The organism is Epilithonimonas caeni DSM 17710 (assembly GCF_000426465.1).
Taxonomy (GTDB): Bacteria; Bacteroidota; Bacteroidia; order Flavobacteriales; family Weeksellaceae; genus Epilithonimonas; species Epilithonimonas caeni.
Genome location: NZ_AUFK01000013.1, coordinates 136648 through 154343 on the forward strand (window position 1 = coordinate 136648; position 17696 = coordinate 154343).

The window sequence follows — 17696 nt, forward strand, 5'->3', positions numbered from 1 at the left end:
ATTTTTGCTTAATTTTAACTAACAAAATTTTGAAATGATGAAAAGTTTAGTTGTAATTGGGCTGATACTATTAGGGCTTGGAGCGTTGCTTTTTTATCTGAATGATATGGCCATTGACCTGAGAGTAGTGTACGGCGCTCTTTCCGGAATTGGAATTGGATTGATTATCGGCGGACTGGTGGGATACGTCAGCAAAGGTGCTTCCGTAAAAGAAGCAAAGATCAGACAAGAGTTGAAACAACTTCAAAAAGAAAAAGCCGAGCTGGAAAAACAACAGCTGGACAATAGTCTAAATAATGGGAATGTATAATTAAAGACTTCTGATGAACTGACCAGGTGTTGTCTTCGTATATTTCTTAAATATCTTATTAAAATAAGTAATATTATTAAAACCTGTAGCATAGCAGCTTTCTGCTATGCTTTTTTCTTGAGACAATAGTATGCAGGCTTTGTCGATTCTATATCTGTTGACAAACTCAACAAAGGTTAGCGATGTTGCCTTTTTGAAAAAATTGCAAAAAGCAGGTTTAGTGAGGTTTGCAAGTTCCGCTGCCTGCTGTATATCCACTTCATTTTGATATCCATTTTCCACATAGGTAAAAACAGCTTCCAATCTTGTTCTGTTTCTTGAAACAATGGTATATGGCATTATTTCGGTATTCATCAGTTCAAAATCTTCTGTTTTTGACAGCTCAAAGAGAAGGTCAAGAAGCAAAAGATATCTCGCATAACCTTCCGCCTGGGTAATCGACTCCAGTTTAGGAATGATCTTCTCTTTGACATCAGAAGAAAAGAGAACGCCATATCTTGACATTTCCAGGAGCTTTTTTACCATGCTGCTGTCAGGTTCACCTTCCGGCAATGATAAGATCTCTTCCCGGAACTGAATCACAATCTCTTCGTGGGGATCGGTCGCATTAAGGCCTAATCCGGAGTGGGGAATATTGGAACCGATCAATGCTAAAGCACCATCTTCGAAATGGCTTTTATGGTAACCAACATGTCTTGTTCCTTTGCCTTTCAATACACAAACAATCTCAATTTCAGGATGGTAGTGGTATTGCCAGTTGAGTTCTGAGATCGGAATATCTTTGATGTGCAATACCCGGAAAGAGCTGTTTTCGTCCGGCGAAATATGTTCAAGAATGACTTTCATTCCAGTTAATATTAATTTTAAACAAAAATAAGCAAAACATATTAATATTGTTCTGTTTTTTATTTATTATGTTAAAAGAAAATTGAAGTATAGCTTATACATTTGTACAACAAAATCAATCTCTCACAAGAATTGACTTTGTAAATTTTTAAGGTCTATATATGAAGAAGGCTGGAAATTAACTTTCCAGCCTTCTTATTTTATGGGTATAAGGGAAATTAATTAAAATTATAACCAATACCTAATATGAACATGCTTGGACGATTGTCATATCTGATTTCGGTATTATCTCCAGCCACAGTACTGATGAATTTTCTGGAATCTTTAGAAAAAGCACCTTCAAATCTTGCATTAACTACAAATTTAGATAAAGTAGCCTGCGCTCCAAACTGATAACCTACAGTAAATTCTTTGGTTGCATTTTCCTTAAAATTTTGGAAGGTATTATCTGTTGTAAGATTATAGGATGCAACAGGTCCTACAAACGCAGCGAGTTTTCCCAATAGGAAATTATGTCCAACCATTACTGGAACATCAATTCTGTTGCTTTTGGCTTCGATGTTTACAGAAGTTCCGTTAACATTAGCAGTTGCCTCATTTTTAATGGAAGTGTAATAAATTTCCGGCATTACAAACCAGCCGCCAACCGGTGACCCGATTTTAAAAGCAAGACCTGCATTGAAACCGGTGTTTTCCTTCTCGCCGTTTACAGTTCCTTTAAAGTTATCCCAGCTGGCAGAAGATGTATTGAAAAGCGCATTGGCTCTCAGTCCTACTGTTACTTGCGAATAAGCCATCATTCCTAAAAATACGGCTAGTGTACTAATTAGTTTTTTACTCATTTTATTTTTATTTTTGAATTTTTGAATCTTCGATCTCATTGTCCTCAGGTTTATCATTAATTAAACTTGTCTGATTATTTTCCAGCATAAAATCGCGTAACTGCTTAAACAGTTCTGAAGAATAAACGAAATCTATCAGGTGTTTATTCTTTGCGGTTGCCAGTATATCCTTGTTACCTTCCCATTCTTTGATCCCTAACCTCAGATAAAGGATCTTTTCTCCAATCGTCATCACAGAGTTCATATCATGTGTATTGATGATCGTGGTCGTATTATATTCTTTGGTGATCTCCAAAAGAAGATCATCTATTACGTTTGAAGTGTATGGATCTAATCCTGAATTGGGCTCATCACAAAAGAGATATTTTGGATTATTCACAATTGCTCTTGCAATAGCAACCCTTTTCTGCATCCCTCCGGATATCTCGGAAGGATATTTCTTATTGGCATTCTGGAGGTTCACTCTACCGATCACTTCCAGGACTTTTCTTTTTTTCTCGCGAAAACTAAGATTAGTGAACATATCCAAGGGAAAACTGATATTCTCTTCCACGGTCATAGAATCGAAAAGTGCACTTCCCTGGAAAACCGTACCAATCTCAGAGCGAAGGGTTTGCTTCTCTTCCCGGGACATTTTCATGATATCCCGTCCATCAAACAAAATACTGCCGCTGGAGGGTTCGTACACATTCAGAAGGGATTTTAGGAAAACGGTTTTCCCAGATCCACTCTGCCCAATGATGAGATTGACCTTCCCGGTATCAAATGTTGTGGTAATCCCTTTCAGAACCTCAACCTCTTCAAAGCTTTTCCTTAATTCTTTTACTTCTATCATTAGCTTAGGAACATCTGGGTTAGTAATAAATTCATGATGATTACTGCAATCATCGTCCACACTACGGCTTGTGTACTTGCACGGCCTACTTCCAATGAACCTCCTTTCACATTATAGCCAAAATAGGCAGGAATTGTCGCGATCAGAAATGCAAAAGCAGCTGTCTTCAGGAAAGCATACCAAATAAAATAAGAAGGCATGTACATTTGTATTCCCGTGATGTAATCTGCCTTTGTCCAGTTTCCTGTAGCAACGCCCGCAATATAGCCACCATAAATGCCTACAACGATGCTAATGGCAATCAATATTGGATTGAAAACCACACTTGCCACGATCTTCGGTAATATCAAAAAGTTAGGGGAATTGACCCCCATGATATCCAGTGCATCTATTTGCTCTGTAACACGCATTGTTCCAATACTGGATGCGATATAGGAACCGACCTTCCCTGCAAGGATCACCGAAATAATTGTCGGGGAAAATTCTAAGATCAGAACAACCTTGGTGGCATAACCCACAAAACTATTCGGAATCGGAAACGAGGATGCATCGAAGTTATTGAACATCTGGATCGCAACAACCGCCCCTACAAAGAAAGAGGTAAACAATACCAATCCGAAAGAGTTAACTCCCAGGTCATAAAATTCCCTTACGAGAAGTTTCATATAGACGCTTCTTTTCTGTGGTTTGCTTATAGCCTTTCCCAACAGCAAGAAATATTCTCCAATAGATTCAAATAATCTTTTTAACATAAAGCTAAATTAGTTTTTTTTATCATAGCCTTCTATTTTCTAACAGCATTTAGGTAAAAATAATTGGAAAACCATAAGCTTATCAGACAAAAATTAGGGTATATTAAGGTATTTGTGTGTTTGTATAGAAGACCTCCATTTTGGATTTTCCAATATAAAGTCTGTGATCTTCGGATACATCACATCGCGTTTGCTCCACTCACTTTGAAGATAAAGCTCGCAGTTGTCATTGACTTTATCACCTTGTTCCTGAGCAAATTTAAAATCATTGTTATTGAATATGATCATTTTAAGTTCACTCGCTTTGGAATAGATCTCCTCCAAAGGAAGACCTGTTTTTTTGGGAGAAAGCGTGATCCAGTCCAGATGGCCGCTCATGGGATAAGCCCCGGAAGTCTCAATATGGATCGTACAACCCAATTCTTTCAGTTTTGAAGTTAAGATTTCGAGATTCCACATCAGAGGTTCTCCACCAGTAAGAACAATTGTCTTACAATATTTTGCAGCCGTTTCTGCAATTTCAACAGTGTTCATCAAGGGATGGAGTTTTGGGTCCCAACTTTCTTTTACGTCGCACCAATGGCAGCCCACATCACATCCGCCCAGACGAATAAAATAAGCTGCTTTTCCGGCGTGGTATCCCTCGCCTTGAATAGTGTAAAAATGCTCCATTACGGGGAGCATTTTACCTTCATTTAATAAAATATTTTCTTCTTCCTTAGTCATTATAAACAGAAGTTTTATAGGCAATGATGGTATTTTTCATCAGCATTGCCCGCGTCATTGGCCCAACTCCTCCCGGAACCGGCGTGATCCAACTCGCTTTTTCTGCGCAGCTTTCAAAATCCACATCGCCCGCAAGATGATATCCTTTTTCAGAATCATCATCTACTCTTGTGATTCCTACATCTACAATAACCGCTCCATCTTTGATCATTTCCTTTTTCAGAAAATTCGGATCTCCCAGAGCTGTTATTACGATGTCGGCCTGTTTTGTATATTCTTCTATATGTTGTGTATAAGAGTGTGTCAAAGTCACCGTAGAGTTCCCAGGGAAATCTTTTCTTCCCATCAGGATGCTCATTGGTTTTCCAACAATTCTGCTTCTTCCGATGATCACACAATTCTTACCTTTTGTCTCGATATTATATCGCTCCAATAATGTCAATATCCCAAATGGCGTGGCAGGTAAAAATGTATCCATTTCCAGGGCCATTTTCCCAAAATTCTCAGGATGGAAACCATCCACATCTTTTCTAGGGTCGATCGCCATAATGATTTTCTCCTGATCGATCTGCTTTGGCAGAGGCAATTGGACAATGAAGCCATCCACAGCTTTTGATTTATTAAGCTCATCGATCTTCTCCAATAATTCCGATTCTGAAACAGTGCTTGGAAATTTGATCAACGAAGAACTGAACCCAACTTCCTCACAATCTTTCACTTTGCTGTTTACATAAGCTTTGCTTGCACCATTATTTCCAACCAAAATCGCGACCAGATGTGGTGCTCTTCTATTGTTGGCCAGAATTTTTTGAACCTCTTCTTTAATTTCAGCTTTTACCTCTTTTGAGACCTTGAGTCCGTCTAGAATTTGTGCCATTTTTTCTTTCTTTTTACTTTTAGATTTATTTGAAAAATACCGTATTCCTTTCCCAACACGATATTTATATTTTATCGGTTTGATTTATAATAATTGATCAATCCGTTCGTAGAGCTGTCATGTGTTTCCACTTTACCTTCAGTTTCCAGTTCCGGAAGGATTTTCCCTGCTAGAACCTTTCCCAGCTCAACACCAAACTGGTCAAAGCTGAAGATATTCCAGATCACACCCTGAACAAATATCTTATGTTCATACAATGCGATCAGCTGACCCAATGTAAAAGGCGTCAATTCTTTGAATAAGAATGAATTGGTTGGCGTATTTCCAGCGAATATTTTGTAATTCAACAATTTTTCGACCTCCTCTTCTGACTTGCCAGATGATCTCAACTCAGCAAAAACCTCATCTTCTGTTTTCCCAAAAGCCAGGGCTTCTGTCTGTGCAAAATAGTTGGCCAAAAGAATATCCTGATGCTCGCCTACTTCATTCGGAGATTTTGCATAGGCGATAAAATCTGCAGGGATCAATTCTGTTCCCTGATGAATGAGTTGATAAAAAGCATGTTGACCATTGGTTCCTGGTTCGCCCCAAATGATAGGTCCCGTTTCATATTCCACAAATTCACCATTTCTGTCAACCGATTTTCCGTTACTTTCCATATCGCCTTGCTGCAAATAAGCTGAAAAACGGTCAAGATACTGGGAATAAGGCAAAATCGCATAAGTTCCTGCTGCATAGAAATTTCGATACCAAACCCCTAGAACACCCATCAAAACAGGGACATTTTCTTTGAGATCTTTGGTTTGGAAATGAACATCTGTATCGTTCGCGCCTTTTAATAATTGTTCAAAATTATCATAACCCACAGACAAAACGATGCTTAATCCAATGGCACTCCAAAGTGAATAACGACCGCCAACCCAATCCCAGAATTCGAAGATATTCTCTTCTGCAATTCCGAATTTTTTAACAGCCTCAATATTAGTTGATAATGCTACGAAATGTTTTGCAACATCTTCATTTTTAGCGCCAGATCTCAGAAACCATTCTTTTGCAGAATTGGCATTGGTCATGGTTTCCTGGGTTGTGAATGTTTTGGAAGCAATGATGAATAAAGTGGTTTCCGGATCTAGGTCTTTTACAACCTCGGCCATATGATTCCCATCCACATTGGACACAAAATGAACATCCAGTCTTGTTTTGAAATGCTTAAGCGCAGAACAAACCATCACTGGTCCAAGATCAGAACCTCCAATCCCGATGTTTACGACATCAGTGATCTCTTTTCCTGTAAAACCCTTGTGAGAACCAGAAATGACGGATTCTGAGAAAGCTTTCATATGCTCCAAAACCTTTTTGATTCCAGGTTTGATATTTTCTCCATCAACCAAGATCTCTTTGTCAGAAAAATCTCTCAAAGCCGTGTGGAGAACTGCTCTCCCTTCTGTTTCGTTGATCTTGTCACCTGAAAACATCTTACCAATTGCCTCTTTCAACTGAGTTTGTTCAGCCAATTGCAACAATAACTCCAGCGTTTTGGCATCAACCAGATTTTTAGAATAATCGAAAAGATAGTTTTCTGTTTCTAGTGAAAACTCCTTGAAGCGATTCGGGTTATATTGGAACAACGTCCTCAATTCGAAATCATTGTTAGCAAATTGCTGATCAAGAGCTTTCCATGCAGAAGTTTGGATTGGATTTATTTTTGGCAACATTCTTTAAGATTTTTAAATTTAAATACCTTATTAGAAACTCTAATAAGACCTGCAAATTTAAGAAAAATTAGCCAGTTGATTTCAATTAGTTTTTTAACATAATGTAACTATTGTCTTGAGAAAAAGAATAGCGTTTTCGAGGATTATTTCTCATCACTAATTCTGTTACACCTGTTATGACATTCAATCATTTACGATATGTTTTTCTGTAAAAATAAACGAGAACAGGTAATTCCTGTTCTCGTTTTATTAATTGCTAATTACTATTTAACTTGATTTTCAACGATTTAATATTGGAAATCATATCTATCACTAAGTTTGATACATAACCAAAATCCTCGACATCCAAAAACTAAAAGAGAACGACAGACAACACGTCTTCGCTCTCCTTGATGCTTTCCTCAAACAAACTAAACTGCAATCGATAATGTAATAACAAAGCCACTCAATGAGTGGCTTTGTTATTTAAATATTCCTTAGAATAAGGTCCTGTTTGATTTTTTCTAGCACGTTGGTCCATCCAATATATTGAGTGTACAAAACTCAATAATATTAATAATATAACACTCCAGACCAATATACCTCCCTTTCTATTCTTACTCTTCGGAAGGGTTTCAAAATAATCAATATATTCTCTCCAAACAGTTTCTTTTAAAAGAAAATAATTGGAAACAAACAACATTAATATCAAACAAGCTAAAAAGACACTTTTATCTCCAAAGCTTATGTCAAAATAAAAAAAGACTGATGAAACCGCAAATAATACAAGCAAGTCTATAGATAATGAGGCTTTAACATCGCTCCAAAACCTAGGAACCGATATATATTCCCAAAATTTATATAATTTATAAAATAGATAGTAATAACTTTTTAAAAACATAGCTATTGTTTTAATGCTGAATTACTGAAAAGCGAATGCCCTGTCATTGCACGTTCATTATTCTCTGTTTTTGCTGCTGTTTCGGCAGCTCCTTCCCAACCTCCAGGATAAAATGAATCAACACCAAAATATAATAAAGATGGAATCGTTCCAACACCTGTTAAACCATAAACTGCCATTCCTGTATTTAGACCAGCTTTTGCAGGGTGAACAGCATTTGGCGATTTAGGGTTATTATAATGTTCACTAACACCATAAATATCTAATCCTATTCCTATTACTACCGTTCCTTTTCCAACAATTTTTCCCGCTTTGATTAAACTGCTTTGTTTTAAAAACGTCCTACCATTTCCATAATAATTAGTTCCTAAATAATTGAATGGAGTATTTCTCCTAGCCGTACCAATATACATTCTGTCAGAAAGAGCTGACATATAAGTTCCATTAAAAGACAACAATGTATTTCCTTGCCCTAATGGAGAGTAAATATTTTGCTGTTGATTGTCAGTCTTTTTAGTTGCTGTAATCAAGGCAGACTCTTGAACACCATCATTCTTGAAGTTTTCTCCAGAACCCTCTTCACCTTTTGTATAACTTACGTGATTACTCTTATCATTGATAGAGAATGAACCATCTTTGTTTTTAGTAATAGAACCACTAATATCGTGTTCTCTTCTGTATTCCCTCGCTTCTTTTCTTGATTCAAATAAACCAAATGGGTCTGTATACATTACGGGGCTATTAAAACCATAGCGATATGGAGTAAGATTAACACCTTTCTCAGCTAATGGGTCTATAACGCCCCATCTCCCAATATCCGGCATATAAAATCTTGCACCATAATCATACATTCCGGTCTCTTGGAGTTCTTTTCCGTTGTACTTGTAATTATACGGTATCGCCATCGGGTCATATAAAGAGACCTGTCCAAAAGGTTTCAGGAAACTCATCCCGAAAGGATAATAATCATTCCTGTCCCTTATCTCAAGGTCATTGCCATTTTTCACATAGCTTACCCTCACGTTCCCAAGGTGGTCCTTGTACTGGTAAATATACCGAAAATTCTCATAATCATAATAGCCCTCCGATGTCGGGAAAAAAGATAGGACCATATTCTCCACCTCTGGTGTTCCCGGATCTACGACCGCTACGACCTCCCTTTCCAGATCAGGGGCGAACGCCTCCTCTTCACCGGCCGTAGAGGCTGCCATGGTGGCATCGTCCGGCTCTTCCAGTGCTTTCCTCAACGGGTCCGTATTCGGGGTAGAATACTGGAAACCGTCCAGATATTCGGTATTGATGGTCTTTGTCCCTGATGAGTTGGTCAGGACAAATCTTTTTTTAACTTTAACACCATCGGCCCGGTAATAGTAATTCGTGACATTGGCATTCTGGTCGATCTGTTTAGGAAGATTCAAAAAGTTGTACGCAATGGCAGAAATGTTCTTGTCCGGCATTGCCGTGGTATTTCCGTTGGCATCGTAGGTCATGGTTTGTCCTCCTCCCTCGTAGCCACTGCTATTGCCGGAAGCATCTGTGATATTCGTAACTCTGTTTCCTACGTACTGGTAGCCCAGATTATCAATCACAACCGGAGTATAATATTTTCCATGCTTGGAGTTTCTAACCAAGGTTTTGATGTTTCCGTTGAGGTCATAGGTCAGGGCTTCGTCGTTGATGTGGGTTTCCGGCACTGTGCTTCCCGGATCCTGATAGTTGCCCTTAAGCAGCCTGTTCAGCCTGTCATATTGATAACCGTAACGTTTGAGGGGATTGTCCTTATATATCCAATCAATCTCCGCAATATTGCCATTGTATTTTGCTGTGCCTAAAGACGGATTATTAGGATCGTTATATCTGATATTGTATCCGAACAGTTTTCCGTTGTTCAGGACATGAGATTCATCGGAAGGGCTGTAGGCAATGTCTGCACTGTTGATGCCCGTCATCCAGCCCCGGATGTTATAGGAGAGGTCCACCTTTTGCAGGTAGCTGCCGGAAACACCTCCGACCTTCTTCCAGTCCAGCTGCCCGATCTCATTGTAATGATTCTCCACCAGAAGTTCCTTGGGAGTTTTTCCAACAACTTCGTGTGTGTGGGTTAGCAGTCGGTTCTGGTGGTCATAGCCGAACTCTTCCCGGACCACCAGTTCCACATCCGCACTTTTACGTTTATGCCGGGTCTCTGTTTTTTGTACCACGCCCGCAAAGTCAAGATAGGATTCTGTCTGGGTATATCCCCCCAGGTGATTCCTGGAATAGGTGGCAATAGCCCTGCCTTTCCCATCATAATAGCTATAGCCCTTCGTCCAGCCATTGGTCTCAACATTGTTGATGTAAGATGCCGTAGGGAGGCCTTTGGTGTTGATGCTGTTGGTCGCAGTATCGGAAATAAAGGTCTGCCCAAAATTCAATGTCGAAAGGTTTGGCGTATCAGTTGGGTAAGTGTCATAATAATTGACCGAAAGTAATTTCGTGATTGTATTCGGGTAATTATTGGCTGTAAGGTTATCGTAATATACCAAAACTCCCGGCTGTGCAAAACCGGAGCTTGTTCTTTCCACATTATTGCTGCCCTTACCATTTACCTGTCCCTGCTCATAATTTCTCCCTATACTTCCATAGTCTTGTGAACTGGTATAGATCCCGGTATAGGCCACCCTTCCGAACTGGTCATATTTTGTGAAAAGCCACTTCTTTTCAACTCCCATATTCGCATCCTGTGTCATCACCAGCCTATCCTGGTTATCATAGACCAGATATTCCCAGCCTTTGCCCGGTATTTTCTTTTCGGCAAGACGGTTTCTGCCATCATATCGGTACTGAAAGCACAATTCATCTAAATCAGTCTGTGTAAGGCTTGTTTTGGCAGCAGCCTCCGGTTGAATAACAAATGCGAGCTGATTATACTCATTATAAACATAGTAGGTATCTGAATCTTTTGTGCCGTCATTTTTTCTGACAAGTAATGTTTGCCCCTCTCCGTTTTTGAATTCAATGGTTGTATTCTGATCTTCATCAGTAACTGTATTTTTGTAAAGCTGGGCTGCCCCGTAATTTCCGGACTGTGTGAGGACAGAACTCGTCGCATTATTCGGCCAGGTGGTGGTGGTCACAAACTTTTTGACCTCGGTAGCGGTATTGGTCTCATAGCCGAAGGCGACCGGCTTGCTGCTCCAGGCGTTTCCCACCTGCACCTGCTGCTGGATGCGGTCCAATGGCGAGCTTTCAAGTACTTTTTTGGAATAAAAAGTGGTCTCTCCAGGGAATATGACGGGGAGAACGGGATTGCTCACCGGAGGGTCGGACTGGGAATCCTGCAGATAGATCGCCCCATTGGAGCTTCCCGATTGCGGGAGGGGAAGATAATCCTGGACCTGTCTTCCAAAGCCGTCATAAATAATAGGCGTTACCAGGTCTTTTCCGACGGGTGTCGATTTGATGGCTATATTCTGCTTCGGTCTGCCCAACCCATCGAAATAAGTAATGCTCTGTACCTGCGGTGCATAATTATTACTTGCTGTGACAGGTGCCAGATAAGTTCTCGTGTAGATGTAATTCTCACCGCTTGCAGGGCTGTATGCTACCGGTGGATCTGTTATAACAGGATCCGGATTGTTGGGATCGTAATTTTTATACTTCGCAACGAATGCAGCACCATTGTTATAATATATATTCTTCGAATCTGCATGGAAGCCGGGAAGCATCCGTACCTCAACATTCATAACCGTCTGCGGCGGCTGATAACTATCGGTAAGATTGGTCGTCTGGGAAAAACCTGAAATACTCCAGGCCGACCCCATTAGGATAAGTATCTTCTTGTGCATAAGATGACTTTTTGTGGTTAGTTAGTTTTTTGTCTTTTCTAGTCGCTCAACCCGCTCCAACAGAGATCTGATCTGCTGATTCTCCTGCTCTAATTGCTTGATCTTTTCTTCTTGCTGTCTATTCTGTTTATTCTGCTCGATCGTATACAATGTCAGCTCCTCGATCTTTTGCAGCAGCTTGATCTGGAACTCACCGACATTCACCCCGTCCTTTTCCATCTCCCTGGCCGAAGCAATTTCCGGCAAGTGCTTTCTCTCTTTGATGTGTTTTTCAACATCTTCGAGTTTTGGAAGATCATAAGTTTCTTCAAAGACAAAATCTGCGGTCGGGCTTTGGGTGACCTTGACCTCTGTAGCCTCCAGTTTTCCATTGACAGCAATATTTCCGTTATTATTGAATACGGTCTGTTTTGCCCAGTCAAACTGACCGTTTCCCAACCCCGGGGCTATATGGAGGGTCTTACGCGTATCATCGGGCGTATGGAAGATCCAGCTGTTGGTGCCATCACTGATGATATCACTGGCATTTATATTTCCTGAGGTCTTTATAGTGCCACTTACATCCAATGTGGCATTGGGACTTTCCGTATTGATGCCGATATTACCTGATTCAGATATATATACCGTTCCGTATCTGGACTTGAGATTGATGAAACTTTGGATCGCATTCATCTTTATCCCGCCGAACCAGGCTATGTCCAGACCCCATTTGCCCCCAAAGCCAGTCTGGGTATTTGAGATATGATAATTGGGCTGCTCCGCGGAAGAACCTAGCCCTCCTTTAGCGAACAGGTTCGTGAAGAATATATGATCATAGGACGCATCCTGTGCCTTTACAGAGATCATTGAAAACGTCAGGATCGATGCCATTAGTATCTTTTTCATAGTTCTTAATTTTTTATTGTTTGTAATTGTATTTGTATTCCTTTAAGATGTGTCCGTTGATGTCTACAACTTTTTCTAACTTATTAGCTGTATCGTAAATATAATTTTCTCTAACTCCGCTTGGTGGCGTGATGCTCCTCACACCTATCAACGGATCGTACGTGTAGGTGGTGATTTGATACTTGGTCATTGCCGGATCTTTCCTGAAATTATCTAAAGCTATTAATAGTGCAGACTCATCATTCCCTGATCCCTGAGATGCGTCCGTATCTGAAGCTGCGACTATTAAATCTATTAATGTTTGTGGGATGTCTGTAGATTTAGGATCACCTGGCTTAGGATATGTGGCTCCTTCAACTTTCGCAATTGGTTGGTTCTTATTGTAACCCCAGATGATAGCTATAGGGGTTCCTCTCTCTCCATTATGATCGGAAGAGGTTTTGTATTGTAATAGATTTCCTTTAGAATCGTATCTATTGTAATAAATATCAATTTTCTCACTCTGTGAACCGGGACCATAAGATCCAGTCATATATGGTAAGGGCAAGCCGGATGTCATATTCTGTGCATCATAGGCTGACTCTGGATAATAATTTTCTACTCTAGACAATGGTTTAGTTACACCATTGACAGTTTTCTTTGTTTCAACCACCAAAGGTATACCAGTGATGTCTTTCTGATTTAAATAGTAATTGCCGACTTCTCCAGTATATTTGTATTCTGTAGAAATTATACTGTTGTCAAAGATCTCTTCTTTTCTCTTAACCAATCCTAGATTGTTATACTCAAAATGCTGTCTTGTTTTTAAAATCTTTCCATCTAAATTTTCCTTAGTAATTAATGAATCTATTTTATAAGATGTATGTTGCAAAGGAGTCATATAGTAGGTAAATTTGGGATAACATTTTCCATTATTTTTTGAAATACAAAATGGGGTTTCATTTAAATAATTTTTATAGGATTGGATACTAATGAAATCTTCAGTATTTAAAATATTTTTATAGACATATTTCTTTTCTATAATATTTTTATTATCGTCTTTTACTATTTCGTTTAACAAAAGACCATTCAGTGCATTTTTTCTAACAGGGAATAGTATATTAGTGTTATTCCCCACGTTCCAATAATTATAATTGACACTACCTTTTACTGCACCGGAATCAGTATCTACATCCTTTATTTCAACACCAGAATAAGTTACATAACTATTAATATCCGAGCCTCCAATAGTATAATATGTTATATCAATAGGAAGCGGTTGTGTTGGTGCAAACTCATAAACATAATGAGGTGTTATAAACTCAAATTTATTGTTTATAATTCCATCAGAATATGAGTAATTTTTATGTTGTAATAATTTATTATCAGAATCGTAATTCTTAACATTTGCAATACGAACACCTAATTGTGTACTAATGGTTTGAGTAGGTTGGGCATAATACCGAAGTGTTGATTTAACACCTGCCAAATGATAGAGATCAGTTGAAGAATACAAATTATTATTAATATATAACACAATCCTGTAATTTCCAGGGCTTAAAAATATTTCTTCTTCCCATCTTGCATAATTTGTGGTCTCAAATGTTGTACCTAGTACGGAAGTTAAATCCCAATTTCTCATTATACTCAGCACCTCATTTCCACTTTGATTATTAGTTACAGTATATAATTTTATACTAGCTCCTGCGTTTACCATTTGATTATATGTATACGCCTGTGTCTGCATTGGTGCATTTGGAATTCCTCTAAAAATCTCATTAGAAAATTTTACTTTTAAGCCCTGAGTTAGATTGAAATTATGTACAGGATTAGGATTCTGGGTACCTCCGGTTCCATTATGATTCAAAAAAATAATTTTTGATAAACTACCTTCTTCTTGCATAGTAGGAACATAAGGATATTTAAATGTATTAGACTCATACTCGAAAGCTGTATAACCTTTTGTAGGATAAGTAATTTTATTTAGCATATATGTATCCTTATATAAGTTATTTGCAAATTTGTTATTTGCACTTTCGTTATATGTAGATTTTAATGGTTTTCCACCAGTATATCCTAAGTTGATAAAATAATCCATAACCGGGGTTAGTGATCTGCCTGATGATCCATTATAAAAACCCCAAAAATCTTTTGAAAATGATAATTTTGCTGGAAGCTTATAGGTAGTATTATAATCAAAGCTATGAACTTGGGTCTTATCAGAATCGATTGTCCCATCACCACGATAAAAAATTTCTGATACATTATTTAATTTTAGCCTCTTTCCAAATACATCCTTATTAGGTAAAACATTTGTTGGCAAATTTACATTTGGAAATCCATCTTCACTATAGGGGAAATAATCGTAATTAAAAACATGGGATTTAATTTTTTTTCCGCTTGATGTTGATATAATATCAATTGAGCCAATTCTTTTTAGGGGTTTGTTGGTAGGATAAGTATCTTCTCTATTCTCCAGATTGAACTCTACAATTACATTATCCGTCCTTATTCGTTTTAAAATTTTAGTATCACTACTGTAGTTGTGTGAGATTGGAGGATGATAGATGTAACTTATAAGTTGTAACGCGTCATATCCTCCAAGATTAGACTCATAATTATTATCTTGAGTATAATAGATATTATAATATTCGCCATCAATGTAATCGAAAAAAATCTCTTTCCCATTTATTAATCTGATTTTCGAAAGTTTGTAAGTATAATTATCGAATTGAGGTTGGGCTTGATTCCCATTATAATGGATCACCTCTTTGTCATCAAAATAATATTTTGTGCCATCATTTGTTGTTGCAAGGTAACGATATGGACCTATTATTTGTTGCCATCCTATTTCTTCTTTTTTATTTAATTGAACTAGTTCTTTTGTATTAGGATTAATATAAAATTCACCTTCATGCCCTAAAAAAGAAAAATTAAAAATATCAGGCTGCCCATGTCCTTCTTCTAATCTCAATAATGCACTCTCGCCATCTTGAGGAAGTTGAAAGGATGGACCATCATTCATGCAGACCACATATTGACCATTTCCAATACTGCAATTTGTTTGTACAGTCTTTAACCCTATTTGGTTATCTGTTTTTTGTATTCCTAAAGGGGCAATTACTTTCAATCTATCATAAAGTGTTTGATATTCTGGAACAGATGAATTATTAAGCATTCCAAATTCATCATTTCTTCCACGCACTTCTTGTGTAATGATGCCTTCTGGTCTTAACTCCCATCCTAGTCCTACCCAAGTTGCTTGATCACTAACTCTTATCCCTGAACTTGTATAGGCGAGATTTATTGGTATTTCTATTCCCCCCTCTTTGATAGTATAGATTGGTATTGAGGGAGATGCATTGCCACTGAAATTGTTGACAGGAACATTTCCATATTGTACAAACTTTGCAACTTCTGGAGAAGTTGGCATATTGGGCGTCTGGTATTGTGGAGCATTTTGACATAACAATATTTGAAAACCAAATATTAGTAAAAATAAAAATTCTCTTTTCATTACTATTCTTTCACAATTTTAGTAGTTAATTTTTTGTTTTTCTGGTTCGGGATACTCGCTTTGATGATGTAAACTCCCTGTGGCAGCCCTGAGGTATCGACCTTTGTTATCTTATTTTTTGTTTGCAGTTGCTGGATGACCTTTCCCGTCATATCATAAACATAGATATCTGCTTGGTCGAAGTCCAGCCCTATCTCTACATAAGCATAATCCTTAACAGGATTTGGGTAGATGCGGATGTCTTTATTCTCCACCAGATCTTCCACATCACCGTCCAACAGCTTCACCACCTTCCAGTTCTCTTTGCCAAGTTCCTCTGCACTCGTCCCCGCCAAAAGGAAGCTTCCATCACTCTGCAATTTTGCAGATACAAGCCGTTCCTCATTTTTCTTTTCTTTTCCTTCCACATACTTGCGCCATTCCTCTTTCCCGTTCACATCGATGTAAAGCATCCAGAACTTCTCATCATCTTTCTTCATCTTTCCTTCTGCCTGGGTATAACCTCCCAACAGAAAACCTCTGTCCTCACTGAAATTGTCCTTATTCGTCCTTTCGATAACATCAACGCTCATCGCAACATCCCTATTTCCGAAATTGTAACTTCTTTGCCATACCTCATTACCGGTTTTGTCAAGGTTCAAAACCCAGATATCTGTTCCTTCCTTGATGTTGTCCTTCTTGTTACCGGATGATTGGCTTACGCTTTCACCTGAAACGATATAGCCGTTATGGGCATTAGCAATTGCTTTTGGACGGTCATCGCCACTCCCGCCATAGGTCTTCTGCCACTCGACATTGGAGTTCTTGTCCAATTTTATCACCCAATAATCTCCACTTCCATAATTATCTTCAGACTTACCAATGAATGTTTTTACCATTGAAGTTAGTTCTAGTTTCGTTGCGTTTTGAGAACTATTACCTTGAGCAGAATTTTGACTTTCAATATTATTCAGATTTTCGGATTTGCCGGAAGTTGAATAAACCAGTACAACAGCACCTCCGTCCGGTGTTGGAATCATATCCGTGACTTCATCCAAAGACCGCCCTCCGAGAATAGTGGTTTTAATTAATTTGCCGTCTTTATCCAATTTTGAGACAAACACATCCTTTGAACCGAACAGTTTCTTGTTATCGAGGATATTACCTGCTACAAAGAATCCCTGATCTGTTGACTGGACTATTGCCGAGGCCTCATCATTGTTTTTAGTTCCAATGGTCTTCTGCCAAAGTTCTTCGCCTGTTTCGGAAAGACGGACTATCCAGACATCGCTCCCACCGAGGTTATTCTCTTTTTTATCTCCCGAAATATTGGAAAACGAAGTCCCTACCAAAGCGAATCCACCTTCCTGAGTGGTAATAGAGTTCATCAGATAATCGTGTTTTGAGCCTCCAGAGTACTTCTCCCAGACCTTCTGGCCCTGCTGGTCAAGCTTCAGGATGTGGTAATCGTAGCCTTGATTGGTTGATTGTCCTCTGCCTGTTGAGGGATTCTGATTGATGGAGGAGCCTGAGACCAGATATTGGCCATCCATGGTGACCGTTAGCCCCGAAAGGAAATCCTGGGTCCCGGATTGGATATCCCTTTGCCAGCTCACCTTTTGGGCATGGACATGGCACAGGACAAGAATGCCCATGCTGATGCTGAGTCTTTTCATGTTATGAGTTTTTTAATTGTTATTCTCTCAATGCAATGATAGCAAGGAGA

Annotated in this window: 13 protein-coding genes; 1 reads left to right on the forward strand and 12 read right to left on the reverse strand. The window is 38.7% G+C overall.

What is annotated here, in order from left to right:
• Positions 1–34: 34 nt before the first annotated feature.
• Positions 35–310, forward strand: a complete 276-nt coding sequence (locus tag K319_RS0106140) for a DUF1049 domain-containing protein (protein ID WP_084403407.1) — start codon at positions 35–37, stop codon at positions 308–310.
• Here the strand turns inward: K319_RS0106140 and K319_RS0106145 are convergent, their stop codons facing one another.
• The 12 genes from K319_RS0106145 to K319_RS0106200 form a co-directional block, all read right to left on the reverse strand.
• Positions 311–1156: an AraC family transcriptional regulator gene (locus tag K319_RS0106145; RefSeq protein ID WP_027382849.1), complete on the reverse strand. Its 846-nt coding sequence runs from the start codon at positions 1154–1156 to the stop codon at positions 311–313.
• A gap of 218 nt (positions 1157–1374) precedes the next feature.
• Entirely contained in the window at positions 1375–1998 is a 624-nt protein-coding gene (locus K319_RS0106150) for an outer membrane beta-barrel protein (RefSeq protein ID WP_034671556.1), read from the reverse strand.
• 7 nt (positions 1999–2005) lie between these two features.
• On the reverse strand, positions 2006–2833 hold the full coding sequence (locus tag K319_RS0106155; protein WP_034671503.1) for an ABC transporter ATP-binding protein: 828 nt from the start codon (positions 2831–2833) through the stop codon (positions 2006–2008).
• Positions 2833–3585 carry an MlaE family ABC transporter permease gene (locus tag K319_RS0106160; protein WP_027382852.1) on the reverse strand — a complete coding sequence of 251 codons (753 nt, stop codon included), beginning with the start codon at positions 3583–3585 and terminating at the stop codon, positions 2833–2835. Before K319_RS0106160 ends, K319_RS0106155 begins: the two co-directional genes overlap by 1 nt.
• A gap of 93 nt (positions 3586–3678) precedes the next feature.
• On the reverse strand, positions 3679–4311 hold the full coding sequence (locus tag K319_RS0106165) for a 7-carboxy-7-deazaguanine synthase QueE (RefSeq protein WP_027382853.1): 633 nt from the start codon (positions 4309–4311) through the stop codon (positions 3679–3681).
• Positions 4304–5272 carry a bifunctional 5,10-methylenetetrahydrofolate dehydrogenase/5,10-methenyltetrahydrofolate cyclohydrolase gene (locus K319_RS0106170; protein ID WP_316930918.1) on the reverse strand — a complete coding sequence of 323 codons (969 nt, stop codon included), beginning with the start codon at positions 5270–5272 and terminating at the stop codon, positions 4304–4306. The genes K319_RS0106165 and K319_RS0106170 overlap by 8 nt, the downstream gene beginning before the upstream one ends.
• The gene (pgi, locus tag K319_RS0106175; protein ID WP_027382855.1) at positions 5260–6903 is read right to left on the reverse strand and encodes a glucose-6-phosphate isomerase; all 1644 of its coding nucleotides are present in this window, start codon (positions 6901–6903) and stop codon (positions 5260–5262) included. Before pgi ends, K319_RS0106170 begins: the two co-directional genes overlap by 13 nt.
• A gap of 445 nt (positions 6904–7348) precedes the next feature.
• Positions 7349–7783, reverse strand: a complete 435-nt coding sequence (locus K319_RS0106180) for a hypothetical protein (RefSeq protein ID WP_027382856.1) — start codon at positions 7781–7783, stop codon at positions 7349–7351.
• Between the two features lie 2 nt (positions 7784–7785).
• Positions 7786–11610 carry a DUF6443 domain-containing protein gene (locus K319_RS19910; protein WP_084403408.1) on the reverse strand — a complete coding sequence of 1275 codons (3825 nt, stop codon included), beginning with the start codon at positions 11608–11610 and terminating at the stop codon, positions 7786–7788.
• A gap of 21 nt (positions 11611–11631) precedes the next feature.
• On the reverse strand, positions 11632–12282 hold the full coding sequence (locus K319_RS21750) for a hypothetical protein (RefSeq protein WP_235696083.1): 651 nt from the start codon (positions 12280–12282) through the stop codon (positions 11632–11634).
• Positions 12283–12508: 226 nt separating this feature from the next.
• Positions 12509–15991: a hypothetical protein gene (locus tag K319_RS0106195; protein ID WP_156907060.1), complete on the reverse strand. Its 3483-nt coding sequence runs from the start codon at positions 15989–15991 to the stop codon at positions 12509–12511.
• Positions 15992–15993: 2 nt separating this feature from the next.
• On the reverse strand, positions 15994–17646 hold the full coding sequence (locus K319_RS0106200) for a T9SS type A sorting domain-containing protein (RefSeq protein WP_027382858.1): 1653 nt from the start codon (positions 17644–17646) through the stop codon (positions 15994–15996).
• Between the last annotated feature and the right edge of the window lie 50 nt (positions 17647–17696).

Bases quoted from the DNA above. Each gene is read 5' to 3' on its own strand.
- K319_RS0106140 (WP_084403407.1), top strand. From the start codon at position 35: ATGATGAAAAGTTTAGTTGTAATTGGGCTGATACTATTAGGGCTTGGA.
- K319_RS0106145 (WP_027382849.1), bottom strand. From the start codon at position 1,156: ATGAAAGTCATTCTTGAACATATTTCGCCGGACGAAAACAGCTCTTTC.
- K319_RS0106150 (WP_034671556.1), bottom strand. From the start codon at position 1,998: ATGAGTAAAAAACTAATTAGTACACTAGCCGTATTTTTAGGAATGATG.
- K319_RS0106155 (WP_034671503.1), bottom strand. From the start codon at position 2,833: ATGATAGAAGTAAAAGAATTAAGGAAAAGCTTTGAAGAGGTTGAGGTT.
- K319_RS0106160 (WP_027382852.1), bottom strand. From the start codon at position 3,585: ATGTTAAAAAGATTATTTGAATCTATTGGAGAATATTTCTTGCTGTTG.
- K319_RS0106165 (WP_027382853.1), bottom strand. From the start codon at position 4,311: ATGACTAAGGAAGAAGAAAATATTTTATTAAATGAAGGTAAAATGCTC.
- pgi (WP_027382855.1), bottom strand. From the start codon at position 6,903: ATGTTGCCAAAAATAAATCCAATCCAAACTTCTGCATGGAAAGCTCTT.
- K319_RS0106180 (WP_027382856.1), bottom strand. From the start codon at position 7,783: ATGTTTTTAAAAAGTTATTACTATCTATTTTATAAATTATATAAATTT.
- K319_RS19910 (WP_084403408.1), bottom strand. From the start codon at position 11,610: ATGCACAAGAAGATACTTATCCTAATGGGGTCGGCCTGGAGTATTTCA.
- K319_RS21750 (WP_235696083.1), bottom strand. From the start codon at position 12,282: ATGAATGCGATCCAAAGTTTCATCAATCTCAAGTCCAGATACGGAACG.
- K319_RS0106195 (WP_156907060.1), bottom strand. From the start codon at position 15,991: ATGAAAAGAGAATTTTTATTTTTACTAATATTTGGTTTTCAAATATTG.
- K319_RS0106200 (WP_027382858.1), bottom strand. From the start codon at position 17,646: ATGAAAAGACTCAGCATCAGCATGGGCATTCTTGTCCTGTGCCATGTC.